General features: G+C 72.7%; 25 protein-coding genes. 14 read left to right on the top strand and 11 right to left on the bottom strand.

The window, feature by feature from the left end; genetic code table 11:
• Positions 1-28 precede the first annotated feature (28 nt).
• Positions 29-700, top strand: coding sequence for an SDR family oxidoreductase (locus tag ACWCPW_RS20925; RefSeq protein WP_449763083.1), 672 nt, complete (start codon positions 29-31; stop codon positions 698-700).
• On the opposite strand, the gene ACWCPW_RS20920 is transcribed toward ACWCPW_RS20925, so the two are convergent.
• Positions 684-1,199 (bottom strand): N-acetyltransferase family protein, encoded by a 516-nt coding sequence (locus ACWCPW_RS20920; protein WP_449763082.1) that lies wholly within the window; start codon positions 1,197-1,199, stop codon positions 684-686. The two genes, ACWCPW_RS20925 and ACWCPW_RS20920, sit on opposite strands and share 17 nt — an antisense overlap.
• Before the next feature lie 114 nt (positions 1,200-1,313).
• On the opposite strand from ACWCPW_RS20920, the gene ACWCPW_RS20915 reads away from it, so the two are divergent.
• Positions 1,314-1,718 carry a PPOX class F420-dependent oxidoreductase gene (locus ACWCPW_RS20915; RefSeq protein WP_449763081.1) on the top strand — a complete coding sequence of 135 codons (405 nt, stop codon included), beginning with the start codon at positions 1,314-1,316 and terminating at the stop codon, positions 1,716-1,718.
• 111 nt (positions 1,719-1,829) lie between these two features.
• Here ACWCPW_RS20915 and ACWCPW_RS20910 read toward each other — a convergent pair whose 3' ends face one another.
• Positions 1,830-2,306, bottom strand: coding sequence for an N-acetyltransferase family protein (locus ACWCPW_RS20910; RefSeq protein WP_449763080.1), 477 nt, complete (start codon positions 2,304-2,306; stop codon positions 1,830-1,832).
• A 206-nt stretch (positions 2,307-2,512) separates the two neighbouring features.
• Here ACWCPW_RS20910 and ACWCPW_RS20905 point away from each other — a divergent pair, with 206 nt between their 5' ends.
• Positions 2,513-3,247: a DedA family protein gene (locus ACWCPW_RS20905; protein WP_449763079.1), complete on the top strand. Its 735-nt coding sequence runs from the start codon at positions 2,513-2,515 to the stop codon at positions 3,245-3,247.
• 18 nt (positions 3,248-3,265) lie between these two features.
• Here the strand turns inward: ACWCPW_RS20905 and ACWCPW_RS20900 are convergent, their stop codons facing one another.
• A complete protein-coding gene (locus ACWCPW_RS20900; RefSeq protein ID WP_449763078.1) occupies positions 3,266-3,499 on the bottom strand; it encodes a hypothetical protein in 234 nt (77 codons plus the stop codon).
• Between the two features lie 261 nt (positions 3,500-3,760).
• Between ACWCPW_RS20900 and ACWCPW_RS20895 the strand changes: the two genes are divergently transcribed.
• Positions 3,761-4,738, top strand: a complete 978-nt coding sequence (locus ACWCPW_RS20895) for a helix-turn-helix transcriptional regulator (protein ID WP_449763077.1) — start codon at positions 3,761-3,763, stop codon at positions 4,736-4,738.
• Between the two features lie 36 nt (positions 4,739-4,774).
• Here the strand turns inward: ACWCPW_RS20895 and ACWCPW_RS20890 are convergent, their stop codons facing one another.
• Positions 4,775-5,617 carry an ABC transporter permease gene (locus ACWCPW_RS20890; RefSeq protein ID WP_449763076.1) on the bottom strand — a complete coding sequence of 281 codons (843 nt, stop codon included), beginning with the start codon at positions 5,615-5,617 and terminating at the stop codon, positions 4,775-4,777.
• 16 nt (positions 5,618-5,633) lie between these two features.
• Positions 5,634-6,419 carry an ABC transporter ATP-binding protein gene (locus ACWCPW_RS20885; RefSeq protein WP_449763075.1) on the bottom strand — a complete coding sequence of 262 codons (786 nt, stop codon included), beginning with the start codon at positions 6,417-6,419 and terminating at the stop codon, positions 5,634-5,636.
• Between the two features lie 79 nt (positions 6,420-6,498).
• Here ACWCPW_RS20885 and ACWCPW_RS20880 point away from each other — a divergent pair, with 79 nt between their 5' ends.
• Together ACWCPW_RS20880 and ACWCPW_RS20875 are read left to right on the top strand one after the other, a co-directional pair.
• Positions 6,499-7,245 (top strand): TetR/AcrR family transcriptional regulator, encoded by a 747-nt coding sequence (locus ACWCPW_RS20880; RefSeq protein WP_449763074.1) that lies wholly within the window; start codon positions 6,499-6,501, stop codon positions 7,243-7,245.
• A complete protein-coding gene (locus ACWCPW_RS20875; RefSeq protein ID WP_449763073.1) occupies positions 7,208-8,368 on the top strand; it encodes a lactonase family protein in 1,161 nt (386 codons plus the stop codon). The genes ACWCPW_RS20880 and ACWCPW_RS20875 overlap by 38 nt, the downstream gene beginning before the upstream one ends.
• 66 nt (positions 8,369-8,434) lie before the next feature.
• Here ACWCPW_RS20875 and ACWCPW_RS20870 read toward each other — a convergent pair whose 3' ends face one another.
• Positions 8,435-8,881 (bottom strand): MarR family winged helix-turn-helix transcriptional regulator, encoded by a 447-nt coding sequence (locus ACWCPW_RS20870; RefSeq protein WP_449763072.1) that lies wholly within the window; start codon positions 8,879-8,881, stop codon positions 8,435-8,437.
• Positions 8,882-9,040: 159 nt separating this feature from the next.
• Here ACWCPW_RS20870 and ACWCPW_RS20865 point away from each other — a divergent pair, with 159 nt between their 5' ends.
• Both ACWCPW_RS20865 and ACWCPW_RS20860 read left to right on the top strand, forming a co-directional pair.
• Complete coding sequence (locus ACWCPW_RS20865) at positions 9,041-10,312, top strand: MFS transporter (protein WP_449763071.1); 1,272 nt, start codon at positions 9,041-9,043, stop codon at positions 10,310-10,312.
• Between the two features lie 94 nt (positions 10,313-10,406).
• Positions 10,407-11,240, top strand: coding sequence for an aldo/keto reductase (locus tag ACWCPW_RS20860; RefSeq protein WP_449763070.1), 834 nt, complete (start codon positions 10,407-10,409; stop codon positions 11,238-11,240).
• 8 nt (positions 11,241-11,248) lie between these two features.
• Here the strand turns inward: ACWCPW_RS20860 and ACWCPW_RS20855 are convergent, their stop codons facing one another.
• The 4 genes from ACWCPW_RS20855 to ACWCPW_RS20840 all read right to left on the bottom strand — a co-directional run bounded on the left by ACWCPW_RS20855 (position 11,249) and on the right by ACWCPW_RS20840 (position 13,935).
• The gene (locus ACWCPW_RS20855) at positions 11,249-11,890 is read right to left on the bottom strand and encodes a uridine kinase (RefSeq protein ID WP_449763069.1); all 642 of its coding nucleotides are present in this window, start codon (positions 11,888-11,890) and stop codon (positions 11,249-11,251) included.
• A gap of 68 nt (positions 11,891-11,958) precedes the next feature.
• Entirely contained in the window at positions 11,959-12,414 is a 456-nt protein-coding gene (locus tag ACWCPW_RS20850) for a nuclear transport factor 2 family protein (protein ID WP_449763068.1), read from the bottom strand.
• Positions 12,415-12,467: 53 nt separating this feature from the next.
• Positions 12,468-12,758: a hypothetical protein gene (locus tag ACWCPW_RS20845; protein WP_449763067.1), complete on the bottom strand. Its 291-nt coding sequence runs from the start codon at positions 12,756-12,758 to the stop codon at positions 12,468-12,470.
• A gap of 124 nt (positions 12,759-12,882) precedes the next feature.
• Positions 12,883-13,935 carry a questin oxidase family protein gene (locus tag ACWCPW_RS20840; RefSeq protein ID WP_449763066.1) on the bottom strand — a complete coding sequence of 351 codons (1,053 nt, stop codon included), beginning with the start codon at positions 13,933-13,935 and terminating at the stop codon, positions 12,883-12,885.
• 139 nt (positions 13,936-14,074) lie between these two features.
• On the opposite strand from ACWCPW_RS20840, the gene ACWCPW_RS20835 reads away from it, so the two are divergent.
• The 3 genes from ACWCPW_RS20835 (at position 14,075) to ACWCPW_RS20825 (ending at position 16,676) form a co-directional block, all read left to right on the top strand.
• Positions 14,075-14,683 (top strand): superoxide dismutase, encoded by a 609-nt coding sequence (locus ACWCPW_RS20835; protein WP_020549884.1) that lies wholly within the window; start codon positions 14,075-14,077, stop codon positions 14,681-14,683.
• Positions 14,684-14,816: 133 nt separating this feature from the next.
• Positions 14,817-15,464, top strand: coding sequence for a helix-turn-helix transcriptional regulator (locus ACWCPW_RS20830; protein ID WP_449763065.1), 648 nt, complete (start codon positions 14,817-14,819; stop codon positions 15,462-15,464).
• A gap of 243 nt (positions 15,465-15,707) precedes the next feature.
• Positions 15,708-16,676 (top strand): NADP-dependent oxidoreductase, encoded by a 969-nt coding sequence (locus tag ACWCPW_RS20825; RefSeq protein WP_449763064.1) that lies wholly within the window; start codon positions 15,708-15,710, stop codon positions 16,674-16,676.
• A 19-nt stretch (positions 16,677-16,695) separates the two neighbouring features.
• On the opposite strand, the gene ACWCPW_RS20820 is transcribed toward ACWCPW_RS20825, so the two are convergent.
• Positions 16,696-18,246: a class I adenylate-forming enzyme family protein gene (locus ACWCPW_RS20820; RefSeq protein WP_449763063.1), complete on the bottom strand. Its 1,551-nt coding sequence runs from the start codon at positions 18,244-18,246 to the stop codon at positions 16,696-16,698.
• Positions 18,247-18,428: 182 nt separating this feature from the next.
• Here ACWCPW_RS20820 and ACWCPW_RS20815 point away from each other — a divergent pair, with 182 nt between their 5' ends.
• From ACWCPW_RS20815 to ACWCPW_RS20805, 3 genes are all read left to right on the top strand, one after another.
• Positions 18,429-19,256, top strand: a complete 828-nt coding sequence (locus tag ACWCPW_RS20815; RefSeq protein WP_449763062.1) for an isocitrate lyase/PEP mutase family protein — start codon at positions 18,429-18,431, stop codon at positions 19,254-19,256.
• Positions 19,257-19,386: 130 nt separating this feature from the next.
• Positions 19,387-19,788: a pyridoxamine 5'-phosphate oxidase family protein gene (locus ACWCPW_RS20810; RefSeq protein ID WP_449763200.1), complete on the top strand. Its 402-nt coding sequence runs from the start codon at positions 19,387-19,389 to the stop codon at positions 19,786-19,788.
• Between the two features lie 82 nt (positions 19,789-19,870).
• Positions 19,871-20,485: a DJ-1/PfpI family protein gene (locus ACWCPW_RS20805; protein ID WP_449763061.1), complete on the top strand. Its 615-nt coding sequence runs from the start codon at positions 19,871-19,873 to the stop codon at positions 20,483-20,485.
• Positions 20,486-20,791: the final 306 nt, after the last annotated feature.

Genomic DNA, 20,791 nt, shown 5'->3' with positions numbered 1-20,791 from the left:
CCCGGTTCATGACCTTACGGTCGGATACATGCGTATTGTCATCGCGGGTGGACACGGAAAGATCGCACTTCGGCTGGAGCGGCTGCTCGCCGATCGCGGACACACGGTGGTCGGGTTCATTCGCAACCCCGACCACGCGAACGACCTGGTCGCGGCCGGGGCCGAACCGGTGGTGTGCGACCTGGAACGGGCGCCGGTCGAAGAGGTGGTCGAGCACCTGGTCGGCGCGGACGCGGTGGTGTTCGCGGCGGGCGCCGGGGCGGCCGGCACCCGGGAGCGCACGATGACGGTCGACTACGGCGGCGCGGTGCTGTTGGCCGACGCGGCCGAGGACGCGGGTGTGCGGCGCTACGTGATGGTGTCCTCGATGGGCGCCTCGACCAGCCCGCCCGCCGACACCGACCCGGACTTCGCCCTCTACCTCAAGGCCAAGGGCGAGGCCGACGAGGACCTGCGCTCGCGCGGCGCGCTCGATCTGACCGTGCTGCGCCCGGGTCGGCTCACCGACGATCCCGGCACCGGGTTGATCGCACTGTCCGAACGCGAGGGCCGGGGCGCGATCCGCCGCGACGACGTGGCGGCCATCGTGGCCGAACTGCTCGACGAGCCCGGCACGATCGGCAAGACCCTGGAGGTGGTCGGCGGCGACGTGCCGGTCGCCGAGGCGGTCAAGTACGCGGCGGCTAGGCCTCGCCCGTGAGGTCCAGCGCCATCAGCACGTCGTCGACATAGCGCCCGCCGAGCAGGAACTCGCCCTCCAGCACGCCCTCGATCCGGTAGCCGCAGGCCAGGTACAGCGCCCGCGCGGAGGCGTTGCCGCCGAGCACCCGAAGAGTGATCCGTCGGGCCCCGCGCCGGCGCGCCCGGGCCTCGGCGGCCGCAAGCAGCAGTCGGCCGACCCGGCGGCCCTGATGGTCGGGATGCACCGCGAGCCCGTTGACGATCTGCACGTGGCCGGAGGCCGGGCACAGCGTGGAGCGTTCCAGCAGCACGTAGCCCACGACGAGGTCGCCCTCGTGGGCGACCAGGGTGTCGCGCACGTGCTCGGCGCTGCGGAAGAAGACCTTGTCCGCCGCCCAACGCGGCGCGGGGGTGACGTCGGGGGACCACGTGAGGTGGTCGATCTCGGCAAGACTCGTACCGTCGGCCTCGGTCGCGGGGCGGACCTGGACGCGGGTTTCCTCCGATGTGCGCGACATCCGATCATCGTCGCACCCGGGGCCGGGCGGCGGGCAGATCGGGTCGCGGACGATCTTGACGACCGCTTCGTGTGCGCCGCGTCCGCGCCGTGTACGCGCCCTAGACTCGTGCGCATGACTTCGCCCCCGGTGCCCGAGGACCTCGACCGTCTCGCGGCCGGCAAGTACGTCCTGCTGACCACGTTCCGCCGGGACGGGCGGGCGGTGGGCACGCCGGTGTGGGTGATCCGCGACGGCGCCGCGCTCGGGGCGTGGACGGTGCGGGACTCCGGCAAGGTCAAGCGCATCCGCAACGACGGGAAGGTCACCGTCGCGGCGTGCGACGTGCGCGGGAACCCGAGGGGCGAGGCCGTACCGGGGCACGCCTGTCTGCTGGACGCCGCCGAGACCGAGCGGTATCGGGGACTGATTCGGCGCAAGTTCGGGGTGATCGGGCGGTTGACCCTGCTCGGCAGCCGGCTGCGGCGCGGGACGGCCGGGACGATCGGCGTCCGGATCGAGTTGGGCGAACGGGAGTAGGACCGGGCTTTCGCCCCGGGGCGCCGGCCGGGCCGTCGCCGGCCGGTGCCCGTCGGGGTGCCGCGGGTCGACGTCCGCGGGTCGACGTCCGCGGGTCGACGGTTCGCGGCTCTACGGTCGGAGAGTGAGTTTGAAGCCCACGTGCGAATCGGTGAAGCCGAGGTTGCGGTAGAAGCGGTGGGCGTTCTCGCGGGTGCCGTTGGAGGTGAGCTGGACCAGCGTCGCGCCGCGTTCGCGGGCGCGTTCGATGGTCCAGTGCATCAGGATCGTGCCCAGGCCGCCGCCGCGCTCGCTGCCGGCGATGCGTACCGCCTCCACCAGGGCTCGGGTGGTTCCGCGCTGGGACAGGCCCGGAATGATGGTCAACTGGAGCGTGCCGATCACCGTCCGCTCACCCGTGGCCGGGTCCGGTCGGGTCATCACGACCAGTTCCTGGTTCGGATCGGCCGTCACCCGCTCGAAGGCCGCCAGGTACGGCGTCAGGTCCTCCCGCGAGTCCCGCCCCGAGCCGAGGGCGTCGTCGACGAGCAGGCCCACGATGGCCGCGATGTCGTCCCGGCCCGCCGGCCGGATTTCGATGTCGTTCATGACGCCCAACGTAGAGGGAGCCCTTCGGCGGCCATCCGTCCGGTCCCGGGCGCGGCGTCGCGGGCGGCCGATGACGGATGACTAAGGTCACCTGCGTACGGCCAGGGGAGTAGGCGGGAATTCGGCCGCGCGCAGGATCCGTTGACACCATTGAGGGCGGATGCTTGTCAGGCCACATGGCAAGCGGCCTAACGGGGAGGTTCCACGTGGATGCCGTGCACGAGTGGGTGGAGCGGTTGGGTGATCTACCACCCTCGTACGCCTATGTCGTGATCGCGCTGGTCGCCGTCGTCGAGACCGGTCTGTTGCTGGGCGTCTTCGCGCCCGCCGAACCGGTGCTGCTGCTGGGTGGGCTGCTCACCTCCACCGGCCACCTGGCACTGGTCCCGGTGTTGATCATCGCGACCGCCGCCGCGCTCGTCGGGGACACCCTCGGTTACCTCTCCGGCAGACATCGCAGCGAACGCATAAGGACCGGACGGCTGGGTCGCCGAGTGGGCGAGCACCGCTGGGAACGGGCCGAGGAGATGTTCACCCGCGGTCGCGGCGCCGGCGGCGTGACCGTGATGCTGGGTCGCTGGGTCGCGTTCGCCCGGACCCTGCTGCCCCGGCTCGCCGGCGCGGCGGGCATGCCCTATCGGCGGTTCGCGCCGTGGAACGCGGTCGGGATCCTGGTGTGGGTGCCGGGCTCGATCATGCTGGGCCGACTCGCGGGCAGCGCCTACCCGTCGGCGGCGAGTGTTCCCGGTTGGATAGGGGCCGCGATCGTCGCGATCGGTATCGTCGCCGGCATCGTCACCTACGTGCGCCGGCGTCGGCGTCGCAAGGCCGAGGAGAACCGTTCCTCGGCGTTCGGGGACCCCGCGGCGGAAGCGCCCGCGGGTTCACGGCGTGATTACGCCGGCGCGACGGCCGCGGTCCGCGAGGACAGCGCCGCCTGATCCGGGCACCGCCGGCGGTCAGCCGCGCAGTGCCGCGTCGCCGTGCTTGGACACGTGCTCGTCCAGCGCGGCGAGGGCCCGGGTGACCTCCTCGTGCGAGCCGCCGGCGCGCTGCTCCTTCCAGTACGCGGCGCCGAGCTGCTTGAGCAGCGCGGACGCGTCCCGGCCCACCTGGACCTCCTCGACCTTGTGCTTGCCGGTGTTCATCGTGTCCTCGGCCATCTTCTTGGCCTTGTCGAGGAAGCCGCTCATCGCGCCGTCTCCGTTCCCGTTCGGGACGGACATCGCTGCCGCCCCGAGGTCGCTGCCGTACCGGGATCACCGTCCGCAACGCGGCGTCGTCCCGCCGAGATCACTCGATGATCGATCAACGAATGGCACGGACACGAAGATCCCGAACGGAAGGACACCGATTCGGCCGGGCATTTCACCCGTTCGGCACTGCCGACGGCCCCTCCGGCGATCCCACGGGTACCTGTCAACTCCCGTCAGGTATGCGCGACACTGGCGATCATGCGCGCGAGCCGACTGCTGACCATCCTGCTGACCCTGCAGACCCGGGGCCTGGTCACCGCGACCGAGCTGGCCGAGCAGTTGGAGGTGTCGGTACGCACCGTCTACCGCGACGTCGAGGCGCTGGGCGCGGCGGGCGTGCCGGTCTACGCCGAACGCGGGCCGGCCGGCGGCTACCGCCTCCTGGAGGGCTTTCGGACCCGGATCAACGGGCTCACCCAGGACGAGGCCGACGCGCTGTTCCTGGCCGGACTGCCCGGGCCCGCGGCCGAGCTGGGGCTGGGCGCGGTGGTGGCGTCCGCGCAGCTCAAGGTGCAGGCGGGGCTGCCGGCCGAACTGCGCGATCGGGTCGGGCGCGCGCAACTGCGCTTCCACCTGGACGCGCCGGGCTGGCATCGCGAGGCGGACCGCTCGCCGGAGCTGGCCCGGATCGCCGGCGCGGTGTGGACCGACCGGCGGATCCGGGTGCGGTACCGGCGCTGGGCGGGCGAGGTCACCCGCGACCTGGAGCCGTACGGCCTCGTGCTCAAGGCGGGCGCGTGGTACCTGGTGGCGCGCACGGCGGGCGAGGGCGAGCGCCGCGACCGCACCTACCGCGTGGTGCGGATCGAGGAACTGGACGTGCTCGACGAGGCGTTCGAGCGTGATCCGGGCTTCGACCTGCCGGCCTACTGGCAGGCCTGGTCGCAGGACTTCGTCGAACAGTTGCGCCCGATCCTCGCGGACGTGCTGGTGACCGAGGACGCGCGGGCGATGGTGCGGCACCTGTTCGGCGCGCATGTCGCGGACACCGTGGAGGCGAGCGCGGGCGAGCCGCTGGCGGACGGCCGGGTCCGGGCCGACTTCCCGATCGAGACGATCGAGGTGGCCGTGCCCGAGCTGCTGCGGCTGGGGGCGGAGATCGAGATCCTGGGCCCGCCGGAGCTGCGCGCGCGCGTGGCCGCCGCCGCACGCGCGACGGCGGCGCGGTACGCGTGAGCGCCCGCGCCGCCGCCGGGGCGGTGGATCGGGGGGCTACGCGCCGTCCCGGCGGAACAGACGTACGCCCAGGGCGACCGAGACGGCGGCCGACGCGAGTGCGGCCGCCACGCCCGCCCCGACGGTGCCGCCGTAGTCGCCCACGAACGCCGACCGGACCGCCTCCACCTGGTAGCGCAGCGGGTTGGCCCGGGACAGCCCGTCCAGCCAGCCCGGGGCCAGCGACATCGGCAGCAGGATGCCGGACAACAACATCACCGGCAGGTTGACCGAGTTCACCACGGGGGCGAACTCCTGCGGACTGTCCACCCGCATCGCCAGGGCGTAGGACAGGGACGCGATCGAGGCGGTCATCAGCGCGACGAAGCCGAAGCCGATCAGTACGCCGACCAGCGGCGCGCGCAGCCCGAACGCCACGCCGACCAGGACCAGCAGCAGGGACTGGACGAGCAATTGCACGATGTCCTTGAGCACGCGCCCGAACAGCAGCGCGAGTCGGCTCACCGGGGTCACCCGCATGCGCTCCACCACGCCGTGCTGCTTCTCGATCAGGATCCCGAAGCCCGCGAACGCGGCGCTGAACAGCCCGAGCTGCACCAGCAGGCCCGGGACCAGGGTCTGCCACGAGTCGCCGTCGCCGCCGAGCGGGACGTCGCGCAGCAGCGGGCCGAACAGGATCAGGAACAGCAGCGGCTGCATGAGCCCGAAGATCAGGCCGATCCTGCTCGCGACGGTCTGCCGCAGGTAGCGGCCGAAGATCAAGAGCGTGTCGGCCGCGAGGGCGGACCCGGCGGACGGTGCGGGCGGCGCGACCCGGCCGGTCGACGTGGTCGGGCCGGCGGGTGCGGCGGAGGTCGACGGTGCGGACGGTGTGGTCATGGCTACCTCGGCCGGGTCAGACGGCGATCGGAGTCTCGCTCGGCGCGGGGGTGCGCCGACCGGTGATGGCGATGAACGCGTCCTGGAGCGAGGCGTTCGGGGAACCCGCGTACTCGGTCTTGAGCGCGTGCGCGGTGCCCTGGGCGACGATCCGGCCCCGGTCGACCACCACGAGTCGGTCCGCGAGCGCGTCGGCCTCGTCCAGGTAGTGCGTGGTCAGGAAGATCGTGGTGCCCCACTCGTCGCGGACGCGGCGGACCAGGTTCCACAGGTCGACCCGGCTGCCCGGATCCAGACCGGTGGTCGGCTCGTCCAGGAAGAGCACGTCGGGGCGGTGCAGCAGGCCCATCGCCAGGTCGAGCCGGCGCCGCTGGCCGCCGGAGAGCGCCGCGCACGGGCGGTCGAGCAGATCGAGCAGGTCCAGGTCGGCGGCCAGGTCGGCGGCCCGGGCCCGGGCGTTCGCCCTGTCCAGGCGGTACAGCCGGGCCTGGGTGGTCAGTTCCTCGCGCACCGACACGGCCGGGTCGACGCCGCCGGACTGGGCGACGTAGCCGATCCGTCGGCGTACGCCCGCCGGGTCGCGCAGGAGGTCGTGGCCGGCCACGACGGCACTGCCGCCGGTGGGCGTGAGCAGCGTGGTCAGCATCCGCAGGGTGGTGGTCTTGCCGGCGCCGTTGGGGCCGAGGAAGCCGAGGATCTCGCCCGCCGGGACGGTCAGGTCGATGCCGCGGACCGCCTCGACGGTGCCGCGCTTGGTACTGAAGGTCCGGGTGAGCCCGGTGGTGTGGATGACCGGTGTCATGGCACTACCGAAACATAGTCGATCCAATTTTGCAATGACCCCAAAATTCCAGTGTCACCATGAAGGCTAGGATGGCGGCATGACGGAGTCGGAACCCGCCGAGGGCCTGCGGGAACGCAAGAAGCGCCGGACCCGCACGCACATCTCGGACGTCGCGACGGGCCTGTTCCTGGAGCGCGGGTTCGACGCGGTGACCATCGCGCAGATCGCCGAGCTGGCCGAGGTGTCGGTGAACACCGTCTACAACTACTTCCCGGCCAAGGAGGACCTGTTCTTCGACCGCGAGGCCGAGGCGGTGGACCGATTGGCCCGCATCGTGCGCGAGCGGGAGACGGGCGAATCGGCCACGCGCGCGGTGCTCGGCGCGCTGCGCCGCGACATCGAGGCGCGCTCGCCGTACGCGGGACTGGTCGAGGGCTACGAGCGGTTCACCCGGGTCATGCACGAGTCGCCGGCGCTGATGGCCCGGCTGTGGCGGATGCAGCAACTGGGCGCGGACGCGCTCGCGCTGACCCTCGCCGAGGAGGCGGGCGCAGCGCCGGACGACCCGGTGCCGGCGCTGATCGCGGGCCAACTGGCCGGGATCCAGCAGGCGGTCTTCCGCGACATCGGTCGCCGGATCGCCGACGGGGGCGGCCCGGACGCGGCGGTGGAGTACGCGCTGGCGCAACTGGACGCGGTCGAATCGCTGCTCGGTGCCCAGGTGTTGGGCTACGCGGTCCGTGCGGGGAATCCGGCCGGGCCGGGCCCGGCGACGGGGTGTGCCGGCGGCGGCGTCGGGGAGGAGCATGACATCGGCGGCGACGGGGCGATCGATCCGCGATGATCTGCGTGGTCGGCGCCGCCGGGCTCGGCCGACGGATGCTCGGCCGTCACAGGCCAGACAACAGGAGAACCGTGTGACCTCACCAAATGCTTCCGACCGACGCGGACCGCTCGTGTACGTGGGTGCGTACACCCCCGACATGGAGGGTCACGGCACCGGCATCACGGTGTGCCGACAGGACCCGGGGACCGGGCTGCTCGGCACGCCGTCCGCGGTGATCCCCGCGATCTCGCCGTCGTATCTGGCCCGGCACCCCTCGGGGCGCTTCCTGTACGCGGTGAGCGAGCGCGGCGGCGAGGGCGCGGTCGGCGCGTACTCGGTGCAGGACGAACGGCTGGTGCCGTTGGGCGAGGTGTCCACGCTCGGCGCGGGGCCGTGTCACCTCGCGGCCGATCCCACCGGGCGATTCGTGATGGTGGCCAACTACGGCGGCGGCAGTGTCACCGTGCACCCGATCGCCGACGACGGCACGCTGGGCGAGGCGGCGACGCACGTGCGGCTGACCGGATCCGGGCCGGTGCGCGAGCGGCAGGCCTCCTCGCACGCGCACCAGGTGACGTTCGCGGGCGGCGGCGAGTGGCTCGTGGTCTGCGATCTGGGCTCGGACACCGTGTACCACCTGAGCTTCGACGCCGAGGCGGGCACCATCGCCGAGGGGCCGAAGGTGACCCTGCCGCCCGGCACCGGGCCCCGCAACATCGCCTACGGGCCCAACGATCTCGCGTGGCTGGCGGGGGAGTTGAACGCGACGGTCACGCCGCTGCGCAGCGACCCGCGCACGGGCGCGCTCACCGTCGCGGGCAAGCCGTTCGAGCTCTCCGCGGGCGAGGGCGCGCCTTCCGGGATCGTCGCGGCGGCGGACGGGCGCTTCGTGTACGTGGCGAACCGGGGGCCGGACACCGTGTCGGTGCTCGCCGTGAACGGCGCGGAATTGACCCTGGTCGAGGAGGTGCCGGGGGGCGGCGCCTGGCCGCGGGACCTGGCCCTGGTGGGCGACGTGCTCTACGTGGCGAACCAGCGCGGCGACACGGTCACCGGGTTCCGCCGCGACCCGGAATCGGGACGGCTCACGGCGCTGGGTGTCGCGCTCGAGACCGGGAGCCCGACGAGCGTGCTGGCCTAGCCGCGCACGAAGCGGTTCCGCGCGCCGGACGGGCCGAACTCGGCCCGTCCGGCGCGCGGGCCCCGGCTACAGGCCCAGGGACTTGACCGCCGCGACCAGGGGGGCCAGGTCGGAGCGCTGTTCGGCGTCCGCGAGGGACTCGCGCAGGGCCTTGTCGTGGGTGGGGCGCGCGGCGCCGAGCAGGTCGCGGCCGGTCGTGGTGACCTCGGTGTAGATGCCCCGACGGTCGGTGTCACACAGGTAGCGCGAGAGCAGGCCGCGCTCCTCCAGGCGGGTGACCAGGCGCGTGGTGGCGCTCTGGCTCAGCACCACCGCGTCGGAGAGTTCGTTCATCCGCAGGTGGTAGCCGTCCTGCCGGCTCAACACGTCCAGGACCGAGAACTCGCGCACGCTCAGGTCGTGTTCGGCCTGGAGTGCGCGCTCGATGTGCGCCTCGATCCGATTGTGCAGCGCCGCGAGCGCGCACCAGCCCTGCGCGAGCGGCGGTTCGACGGCCTGCCTTTGTTGTCCCATGCGCTCAGGATACCCCCGAAGCGAAATAGCCCGCGTTTGCATTGATCGGCGTCTGCAAATATTGTCGACGCTTGTAGTCATCGGGGCGCGGCGTTCGCGCACGCCGTCCACGCCGGCTCGTCCCCCACCACTCGCACCACTCCTCGAAAGGGGTAATCCGTGCCTCTCGCACTGCTGGCCCTCGCCATCGGCGCCTTCGGCATCGGGACCACCGAATTCGTCATCCTCGGCCTGCTGCCCGAGGTCGCGGGCACCTTCGACGTCTCGATCACCACCGCCGGGCTCCTGGTCAGCGGCTACGCGGTGGGTGTGCTCGTGGGCGCCCCGCTGATGACCGTCCTGGGCACCCGGGTCTCCCGCAAGCGCATGCTGATCCTGCTGATGGCGCTGTTCGTACTGGGCAACGCGCTGACCGCGCTGGCCCCCGCGTTCGGGGTGATCATGCTCGGGCGCGTGGTCGCCTCCTTCACCCACGGCGCGTTCTTCGGGATCGGCTCGGTGGTGGCCGCCGACCTGGTCGCACCGGAGAAGAAGGCCGCCGCGATCTCCACCATGTTCGCCGGCCTGACCCTGGCCAACGTGCTCGGTGTGCCGCTGGGCACGCTGATCGGCCAGTCGGCGAGCTGGCGGCTGACCTTCCTGCTGGTCGCCGCGCTCGGCGTACTGGGCGCGGTGGGCATCGCCCGGCTGGTCCCCGAACAGCCCAAGCCCGAGGGTGTGCGCCTGCGGCACGAACTCGCGGTGTTCCGCAACGCGCAGGTGCTGCTCGCGATGGGCATGACGGTGCTCGGCTTCGGCGGCGTGTTCGCCGCGCTGACCTACGTCAAGCCGATGATGACCGACGTCGCGGGCTTCTCCGAGGGCGCGGTCACCTGGCTGCTCGCGGTGGTCGGCCTGGGCATGCTGGTCGGCAACTGGGTCGGCGGCCGGCTGGCCGACCGGCACCTGATGCCGCTGCTGTACGGCTCGCTGCTCGCGCTCGCGGGCGTCCTGGCGCTGTTCACCGTGACCGCGCACGACAAGAGCGCGTCGGTGATCACGCTGTTCCTGATCGGCGCGCTCGGCTTCGCCACCGTGCCGCCGCTGCAGAAGCGGGTGATGGACAACGCCGCCGGCGCGCCGACGCTGGCCGCCGCGGTCAACATCGGCGCGTTCAACCTCGGCAACGCGATCGCCGCGTGGCTGGGCGGCCTGGTGATCGACGCGGGCCACGGCTACGAGTCGGCGAACTGGGTCGGCGCCGGTCTGGCGCTGGGCGCGCTGGCCCTGGCGGTACTGGCACACGGCCTGGAACGGCGTGCGCTGAAGCGCTCGCGCGTGGTGGCCGCGCACGTCCCCGGTGTGCGGACCGCGCTCAGCGGGCAGAGCGGGCAGGGCGACTTCGTCGTCGCGGATCGAGCGGCCGAGCGGCCCGCTCGACTCCCCGGCTGACGGGGCACCGCGCACCCGTAACCCCTGCACCCGCACCTCCGCAACCCCCGCACTCCGCCCCCCCCGGCACCTCCGACGAAGGACGATTCGAACCATGAGCACCACCCCCGTGCCCGACATCACCCTGAACAACGGCGTCACCATCCCGCAGCTCGGCTTCGGGGTCTTCCAGGTCGAGAACGACGAGGCCACCGCTGCCGTGGCGACCGCACTGGAGGTGGGCTACCGGAGCATCGACACGGCCGCGGCCTACGGCAACGAGGCGGGCGTCGGGCGGGCCCTGGCCGCCTCCTCGGTGCCGCGCGAGGAGGTGTTCGTGACGACGAAGTTGTGGAACACCGCCCAGGGATACGACTCGACCCTGGCCGCGTTCGACGAGAGCGTGGGCAAGCTCGGCCTGGACTACGTGGACCTGTACCTGATCCACTGGCCGACCCCGAACCGGGACCGCTACCTGGACACGTGGCGGGCGTTCGAGAAGCTGCTCTCCGACGGCCGGGTGCGCGCGATCGGCGTGTCCAACTTCCAGCCCGACCACCTGACCCGACTGCTCGAACACACCGCGGTGTTGCCCGCGGTCAACCAGGTCGAGCTGCACCCCTACCTCCAGCAGGGCAAGGTGCGCGGCTACGACCGGGCGCACGGGATCGCGACCGAGGCGTGGAGCCCGCTGGGCCAGGGCGGCGACCTGCTCCAAGACCCGGTGATCGCCGAGGTGGCCGGCGCGCACGGCAGGTCGACCGCCCAGGTGGTGCTGCGCTGGCACCTGCACCTGGGCAACATCGTGATCCCCAAGTCGGTCACTCCCGCGCGGATCCGGGAGAACTTCGAGGTGTTCGACTTCGAGCTGACCGCGGACGAGCTGACCGCGATCAACGCCCTGGACCGGGGCGGGCGGATGGGACCGGACCCGGACACCCTCAACTGAGCCGCGGCTCAGCCGCCTTCCGGCTCCACCAGCGCCGGATGCGCGGGATGGTCGTACCGCACCAGCAGGTCGGCCTCGGTCGCGGGCGCGATCTCCTCGACGTAGCGGGCCAGCGCCGGCAGCGTCCACGCCTGCTCGTCGGGAGTGCGCCGGCGCAGCGCGCCCGGGGACAACCACAGGTGCACACTCAGGTCCAACGGCAGCCCCTTGCCCAGCAGCAGCGGCCCGTCCAGGAGCAACACCCCGCCCTCCGGCAGTGTGGTGTACGCGGCCCGGGTGGCCCGGTCCCGGGCCGCGTCCCACAGACTCGGCAGGACCCGACCGGTACCGCCCGCGCCCAGCGGGTCCAGCACCTCCCGGCGCAACCCGGCGTCGTCCAGCCAGCCCCACAGGTAGGACTCCGCGTCGGTGTGCCCGTATTCCAGGCGCACCGACGCGGGGCGCAGGAAGTCGCGCGCCCGCACCCGCAACACCGGCCGCCCGAGCAGCCGCAGCGGGTCGACCAGCGCGTCGGCCAGGACGCCGGGTTCGGCCGCGTCCGCGCCGTCGACGGCGACCCGCGTCCACGGGCGGTCGCCCGCGCGGCGGGTGATCGCGTCCACGAGTTCGTCCACCAGGCCGGCCGGAGTGACCGGTCGCGCGCTCACCATCGGCGGGCCCGCCGCGGCCCGTTCGGTTCGATCATGGCCACATTCTCGGCCGACCCCGGTACGGGCCCTCAGTCGCCCCGCGGCTCGCGCTCGAGCGTCGCGTCGACGGTGATCCAGTCCGGCGGCATGTACGGGGGCGTCTTCCAGAAGATGTCCAGTCGTACGATCAGGCCCTCGTCGTCGAGTTCGAGGTAGTTCGCGAATCGCATCACCAGCAGGTCGTCCTCGGGGGTCGGGCGGATCGACTCGACCGCCTCGTTGAACGCGTACCGGCCGTCCTCGCTGAGGAAGGTGAAGCGCGAACGCAGTTCGTGCTGCGCCATGCGGCCGGTGACGGTGGAGACGAAGCGCAGGTAGGCCTCCTTGCCCTCACAGGTGTCCTCGGCGTTGTCGCGCATCCCCACGCGCACGAAGTCGTCGGCGAGCGTGGACGCCACCAGGTCCCAGTCGTGGGTGTCCACGCCCTGCCAGAAGTTCTCGACGGTGCGCCTGCGGGCTTCCAGGTCGTGCTGTTTCTCGGTCATGGGCGGACGGTAGTGCGGGTCGTGATCGAGATCCAGAGATATCTGACGGTCCGTCAGTACGAAGTGGGCCACCCGAGGGGCAACGCCGGCATCTGCGGCGCCGGTACGTCGGGCGCCTGCACGTTCGGCGGCGGGACCTCGATGAAGCCGCCGGAGATGCCCTGGTGCACGCCGACCACGGCGGGTCGCAGTTCGCTCAGGACGTCGTCCTCGTCGACCTGCCCGATTCGGCTGGTGTCGCTGGTCAGGGTGTCCGCGCGGCCGTCCGCGAGTGCGGGTGCGGCGAACGCGAGCGCGAGCAGGCCGGCGATCGCGGCGCCGGCGAGGAGTGTGGTGAAGCGCATGGGATCTCCCGTTGGTCGGTGCCCGTACGCGGTGTGCGTACGGGCACCAGCGAACGGAACCCGATGCTCCAAGTGGGGGAACCTCACTCGAACGAGGGCGTGTCGCGGGCAGCGGCCCGCCCGGTCACCCGCGCAGCGGCTTCACGAGCCCGGCGGCGAGCACGCCGGCGGACAACGCGCGCGAGTCGCCGGAGCGCGCGTACACGTCCACCGCGGCGTCCGCGAGCTTGATCACGTGCTCGTCGCCGTGCGCGTGCGCGCGGTCCATCGCCTCGGCCGGATCGCCGGCCGGCGCGGGTGTTGCGGGCGCGTCCTCGCGGGCCATGTAGACCGCGAAGACCGCGCCGGCGGTGGCCCACGCGACCCGGTACGAGGGGATCCACAACTCGGGCGGCAGCGCGGGCAACACGCGCAGCACCGCGCCGGGGGCGGTCACCCCGTGCACGTTCATCACCGCGTTGCCGTGTCCTCGACGCAGGTAGCGCAGGGTGGCCGCGTGCACCGTGTCGGCGAGCAGCGCTCGGGCCTCCTCCGGGGTGCCGGCCGGGCGCACCGACAGGGTCGCGGTCAGCCACTCGTCCCAGCCGGCCAGGAAGGTCAGTCGCCGGCTGATGTGGTCCTTCTCGCCCACCGGCAGCGGCGGCACCGCGTCCAGTGCCTCGAACGGCGTGCGGCCCCCCGCGAGCCGCGGCAGTTCGGGCAGCGCCAGGTTGCTCGAGGCGAAGTACGCCATCGCGTGCGCGAACTCGGCGAGCCGGACCGGGCTCTCGCCCGCGTCCAGCAGCGCGCGGACCGCGTGGCCGACCCGGATCACACCGTGCGTGGCGCCGCCGGGCAGCCCCGGGAGCAGCCGCGGCCACCACAGCGCGAGCACCTCGCGCCACGGCCGTTCGGCGATCTCGTCGATGAACAGCGCGATCCAGTCCCCGTCGCGGGCGTGGTCGCCCAGTGCCTCGCGCCACGCGTCCCTGGCGATCCGCTCGGTCGGGCGGGTCGGCGGTTCCAGTCGACGGGTGTAAACGTCCAGCCAAGCGGGCACGGCTTCCCACTGGCCCGAGTGCACGAGCGCCTCGACGGCCATCGGTCCGTGATTGGACAACTTGTCGTCGAACTCGGAACCGGTGCGATGCAGACGTTCGAACGCTTCGTCCAAGGTTTCGGCGGCCTGCTGATGCATCGTCGACTCCTTCGGTGTGTTTCGAGTGGACCGGGGGGGCTCCGGTTAGGACAGTTAAGTCTTGCCTAACTTGCCCGACCTCCGACGAGAAGCATAGGGTCGAGTACGTCACCGCAACCACTGCGCAGGAGGAACTCCCGTGGCCGACACGGTCTACACGCTCCCCGACCTCACCTACGACTACGCCGCCCTGGAGCCGCACATCAGCGGCGCCATCATGGAGCTGCACCACGACAAGCACCACGCTGCGTATGTGACCGGCGCCAACACCGCCCTCGAGCAGATCGCGGAGGCGCGCGACAAGGAGGCCTACGGCACCATCTCCAAGCTGGAGAAGGACCTGGCCTTCCACGTCTCGGGTCACGTGCTGCACAGCCTGTTCTGGACCAACCTCGGCCCGACCGGCAACGGCGAGCCCACCGGTGACCTCGCCGAGCAGATCGGTGTCGACTTCGGCGGCTTCGAGCAGTTCCGCGCGCACATGACGCAGACCGCGATGACCGTGCAGGGCTCGGGCTGGTCCGTCGCCGCGTGGGAGCCGCTCTCGCAGCGCATCGTGGTCACCCAGGTCTACGACCACCAGGGCAACATCCCGCAGGGCACCGTGCCGCTGCTGGCGATCGACGCGTGGGAGCACGCCTTCTACCTCCAGTACAAGAACGTGAAGGCGGACTTCTTCAAGGCCGTGTGGAACGTCTTCAACTGGGACGACGTCGCGACCCGCCTCGCCGCCGCCAAGGGCGCCTGAGGAACGGCGTTCGGTCCAGGGTCGCGCGGGTGCTCCCCGTGCGGCCCTGTCCGACGTCGGTGAGCGTGTCGGCACCGCCGGCACGCGCAGGAGTACGCACTCGGGGACTCGGGGTGGAGGAGAGGGGCGAGCGGTGACCGAGCAGGACGCGTTCGCACTGTTGCCCGAGACCCGGCGCGAGATATTGCGGCGCCTCAAGGGCGCGGGCGAACTGCGCGCGGAGGAATTGGCCGACGCGGTCGGGATGACCGCGAGCGGCATGCGCCAGCAACTGGCCGGACTGGTCGCCGAGGGCTACGTGACGCACCGGCAGGTCCGACTCGGACCGGGCCGGCCCAAGCACGTGTACCGGCTGACCGCGGCCGGTGAGAATCTGTTCCCCCGGCGCTACGGCGACCTGGTGGGAGACCTCCTGGAGACCGCGCAGGCCGAGGAGCCGGGTTTCGTGGACCGGCTGTTCGACCGTCGACGCGAGCGGCGGCTGGAGCGGGCCCGGGCCCGGACGACCGCCCCGGAGCTGGCCGACCGGGTGGCCGCGATAGCCGCGATCCTGGACGAGGACGGCTACCTGGCCGCCGCCGAGCCGTTGCCGGACGGCGGCGGATGGCTGATCGTCGAGCAGAACTGCGCGATCTTCGACGTGGCGGTGCGGTGCGGCACCGCGTGCTCCTCGGAACTGGCCTTCCTGCGGGAGGCGTTGCCGGACACCGAGGTGCGGCGGGTCAGCCACATGGTGGCGGGCGCGCCGCATTGCGCGTATGAGATCCGTCCGGTCGAATAGCGGGCGGGTTCGGTCGATCGGGGCGGGTGTGCTCTGGATCGGGCTTCGGTCGTGCCTTTCGGTCGGCTCTCGGTTGCCTCTCTCGGTTGCCCATCTCGGTTGCCCCTCGGTTGGCCCGATCCTTGCGGTGATTGGCTGTCCGGCCGGTAGGTGGGCGGTCGTGGGATCGGCACGCTGGGAGCGCGTCGCCGATCGCCGGCGGCCCAGGCGGGGCCCACCCGTCGAGAGGGTGAGGAGACGGCCATGACCGAGACCACCGACGCGCCGCGGATGCGGGCGATCAGCCAGGACGCCGCCGGTGGGCCGGAGGTGTTGCGGCTGGTCGAGGTGGCTCGGCCGGAGCCGGGGGCGACCGAGGTGCTCGTGCGGGTGCAGGCCACGAGCGTGAATCCGGCCGACTGGAAGACCCGCGAGCGGGGTGTGTTCCGCGACGGCACCGAGCCGCCGTTCACCCTCGGCTTCGACGTCGCCGGGGTGGTCGAGGCGGTCGGCGCGGGGGTGACCGTACTCGCCCCGGGCGACGAGGTGTTCGGTATGCCGCGCTTCCCGCACCCGGCCGGCGCGTACGCCGAGTACGTCACCGCGCCCGCCCGGCACTTCGCACTCCGTCCGGCCGGTCTGGACCCGGTGCGGGCCGCCGCGTTGCCGCTCGCGGCGCTGACCGCGTGGCAGGCGCTGGTGGACACCGCGAACCTGCGGTCCGGACAGCGGGTGCTGATCCACGCGGCGGCCGGCGGCGTCGGGCACCTGGCCGCGCAGATCGCCAAGGCGCGCGGCGCGTATGTGCTGGGTACCGCGAGCGCGGCCAAGCACGAGTTCCTGCGCGGGCTGGGCGTGGACGAGCCGATCGACTACACCCGGGTGGACTTCGCCGAGACGGTGCGGGACGTGGACGTGGTGCTGGATCCGATCGGCGGCGCGTACGCGGCACGTTCGCTGGCGACGCTGCGCACGGGCGGCACGCTGGTCTCGATCGTGCCGCCGGACGACACGTTCCCGCTCGCGCGGGCCCGGGAGGCCGGTGTGCGGGCGGTGTTCATGCTGGTCGAACCGGACCTCGCGGGGCTGCGCGAGATCGCCGCGCTGGTGGTCGCGGGCCGGCTGCGGGTCGAGGTCGCCGCGACATTGCCGCTGGCCGACGCGGCGAAGGCGCACGAACTCGGCGAGCGAGGGCGCACGGCCGGGAAGATCGTGCTGACGGTCGCCGACTGATCCGCGCGCCGAGGTCGGGTCAGCGGCCCGCCGGGGTGTCCTCGGCGAGTCGTGCGCGCAGGGTGGGCTTGCTGACCTTGCCGGTGCCGGTGACCGGGAGGGCGTCGGTGAACACGACGCGGCGCGGGATCTTGAAGCCCGCCAGGTGTGCGCGGCACAGGTCGACGAGTGCGTCGGGGTCGACCGAGCGTCCCGACACCGGGACGACGACCGCGACCACGCGCTCGCCCCACCGGGTGTCCGGTTCGCCGACCACCGCGACGTCGCGGACGTCCGGGTGCGCGCGCAGTACCGCCTCCACCTCGCGCGCGCTGACGTTCTCGCCGCCGGTGATGATCACGTCCTTCTTGCGGTCCAGGACGTACAGGTAGCCGTCGGCGTCGAGCCGGCCCAGGTCACCGGTGCGGAACCAGCCGGCCGCGAACTCGCCGGTGTCCACCTGCCAGTAGCCGTCCGCCACCTGTTCGGACCGGACCGAGATCTCGCCGGTGGCACCGGTCGGCAGTGCCCGGCCGGCGTCGTCGACGATCCGGATCTCGACGCCGGGGCCGGGTCGACCCGCGGCGGCGAACAGCTCGGGCCGGTGGTCGGCGGCGCTCAGGAACACCGCGTTGCCGGAGAGTTCGGTCATGCCGTATCCCTGGCCCAGGGCGCAGCCGAGCAGCCGGTCCACCCGGCGGATCAGCTCGGGGGTGATCGGCGAGGCGCCGTAGCTGATCGCGCGGATCCGCTCGCGCAGCCCGTCGCCGGCGCGGACGTGGTCCAGCAGGGCGTCGATCATGGTCGGCGCGAGCGACAGGTTGGTGACGTCGAACTCGCGGACCACCGAGGCCAGTTCGGCCGGGTCCCAGCGGTGCAGGACGACCACCGGGCGGCGCGCGATGTGGTGGGCGGGTACCTGGTAGCCGGCCACGTGGGCGAGCGGGAAGGGGGTCAGTACGACGGTGTCGGACTCGACCGGTCGGCAGGCGAGCGAGCCGCGCATCGCCGCGATCAGGCTGCGGTGGGTGAGCCGCACACCCTTGGGTCGGCCGGTGGTGCCCGAGGTGAACAGCAGCCACGTGAGTGCGCTCTCGTCGCCGGCGGCGGTGAACTCGGCCCCGTGCGCGGCGGTGTCCGCGACGGCTTCGCCCGGATCCAGGGTCGGGCCCTCGGTCCAGTCGAGCCTGGTGGTCAGGTCGGCGTCGCCGAGCAGCAGCTCCGCGCCCGAGCGGGTCAACTGGTCGGCCCACTCGCGCGGATGCAGCCGGGGATTGAGCGGGACCAGCACCCGGCCGGCCCACGGGACGCCGTAGTAGGCGGCCACGTACTCGGCCCGGTTGTGCGCGAGGATCGCGACCCGGGCGCCGGGCGAGGTCTGCCGTGCGACGCGGGCGGCGAGCGCGCGGGAGCGGTCGGCCAGCTCGGCGAAGGTCCACACGGTGTGCGCGTGGGCGGGCGCGCCGGCGGGCGCTTGGGCGGCGGGTCCGCCGGACGCGCCGGGCGCGCGGGGGGTGTGCGCGGGGACGATCAGGGCGGTGCGGTCGGGTACCTCCCGCGCCGCGTCGACCAGGATCTCGTGCAGCAGCATCGGGCCTCCCTCGTTCTCGCGGGGACGCTATCGCAGGCGTGGGACCGGAGCTCGAACGGGTGACCGGGCGGACGGGCGCGCCGATCGTGGATGTCGCCCGCCCGGACGTCGGGAGTGCGGCAGGATCGGTGGGGTTCGGCCGCGTTCGGCGCGGTCGCCGTCGATTCGGAGGGGCACACTCGATGAGCACTACGAACCAGGCCGCCAACGCCGATCGCTTCGCGGAGTTCTCGGCGCTGCATCGGGCCGAGACACCGCTGCTGTTGCCCAACGCTTGGGACCACGCCACCGCGGCCGCGCTGGTCGAGCGCGGGTTCGCGGCGATCGGGACGACGAGCCTGGGGGTGGCGATCGCGGCCGGCAAGCCGGACGGGGTGGGCGGGACGCGGGAGGAGACGGTACGCCTCGGGGTCGGCATCGCGCGGCTGCCGGTGCCGGTCAGCGTCGACATCGAGGGCGGCTTCGCCGAGCGCCCGGAGGACGTCGCGGCGTTGGGCGTCGAGCTGGTACGGGCCGGAGTGGCCGGCGTCAACATCGAGGACGGGCGGGCCGACGGGTCGCTGACCGACGCGGACCACCAGGTCGCGGTGATCGCCGCACTCAAGGAGGCCGCACCGACGCTGTTCGTCAACGCGCGCGCCGATACGTACTGGGCGGGCGGTCCGGGCGCCTCGCTCGACGAGACGACGCGGCGGATCCGGGCGTACCGGGCGGCGGGCGCGGACGGCGTGTTCGTACCCGGGCTCCAGGACGAGGCCGCGATCGAGACCCTGGTGGGCGCGACCGACGCGCCGCTGAACATCCTGTACAGCCCGACCGGCCTGTCCCGGGCCCGGCTCGCGAAGCTGGGGGTACGGCGGATCAGCACGGGTTCGCTGCTGTTCCGGGTCGCGGTGCGAAGCGCGGTGGATCTGGCCTGGGCGGTCGCGCACGACGAGGAGGCGGCACCCGCCGGTGCGCCGACGTACGCGCAGGCGCAGGCGATGTCGGAGGTCTATCGGGCCGACTGAGCGCTCGGCCGGAGCGGGCCGGGCGGCCGGGGTGCGTGGGTCGCGGGCGGTGGCCGTCATACTGCTGGTCGGCGGGCCGGGAGCGGTCCCGCTCGACCCGGCAGGCCCGATCGTGAAAGACCTGATCTCGATGACGCCGCACGTTCCGCCGTCCACCACCCCGGATTTCCAGGCCTTCTGGCAGGAACGACACCTGTGTCTGCTGGTCACCCACCGTCCCGACGGCACGCCGCACCTGGTTCCCGTCGGCGCCACCTACGACCACGTGTCCGGGATCGCGCGGGTCATCTCGGACGGCGCGAGCAGGAAGGTCCGCAACGTGCTGGCGGCGGGTCCGGGTGCCCGGGTCGCGATCTCCCAGGTGGACGGGAGGCGCTGGTCCACGCTCGAGGGCGGCGCGCGCGTCGCCGGTGACGCCGAGGCCGTCGCCGAGGCGGTCCGGCGGTACACCGAGCGCTATCGCGAGCCGCGGGTGAACCCGAATCGTGTGGTGATCGAGATCGCGGTGACGAAGCGGATGGGGACGGTGTAGCGCGCACCGGCTCGGGCGCCGGGCCGTCGGGGCGTAGCCTGCCGGGGAGTGTCGACGCACCGATCCGAATGGGGATGCTCCGATGATCCAGGTTGCCGTGGTCACCTTCGACGGCTTCAACGAGTTGGACAGCTTCGTGGCGGCGGCCATCGTCAACCGCTGCCGCAAGGATGGCCTGACGGCGTACATCACCACGCCCGCCCCGACCGTCACCTCGATGAACGGCGTCCAGATCACCGGGCAACGCCCGCTCGACTTCATCCCCGAAGCCGATGTCGTGCTGATCGGCAGTGGCATCAGGACGCGTGACGTCGTCGCCGACGACGCGCTCCTCGCGGCGCTGCCCCTGGACCCGACCCGTCAGCTCATCGGCTCCCAGTGCTCGGGCGCCCTGGTCCTGGCCCGCCTCGGCCTGCTGACCGACCTCCCCGCGTGCACCGACGCGACCTCGCGCCCGTGGGTCGAGGCGGCCGGCGTCGAGGTCCTGGACGCCCCGTTCCACGCGTCCGGCAACATCGCCACGGCCGGCGGCTGCCTGGCCTCCCAATACCTGGGCGCCTGGGCGATCACCCGCACCCTGGGCGAGTCCCACGCCCGCGCGGCAATCGACTACGTGGCCCCCGTCGGCGAAAAGCAGACCACGGTCGACCACATCTTCACCATCCTCACCGCGGCCCAACCCCTGCCAACCACCTGACAACCCCCGCGTCCGCGATCCGCGCGTAGCCGGCCGCCGAGCGGCGCCCCGCGTGCGCTCAGCCGCGCGGCCGCGCCCGTGCGTCTGGGTGCTCCTGCCGACGCGCCTGTTCCGGCAGCTTGTCCCGGGCCCGTCCGTCCCCGGCCGCCCCTTCCCGGCCCGCGCGCGGTCGGCCGCCCGTCCTCGCCGTGGGCGGCCCCGCTGCGTGTCCTCGCGGTACGCGCCCGCCCCACTCGACGCCGGCCGCGCGTTTCCGATTACCCGACCCCGATCGCAACCCGTGCTCGGCCAGCCCGGCCCGACCCG

Source organism: Embleya sp. NPDC001921, from assembly GCF_053594475.1.
The sequence above is the reverse complement of the archived record's forward strand: the minus strand, read 5'-3'. Positions and strand labels throughout refer to the sequence as shown.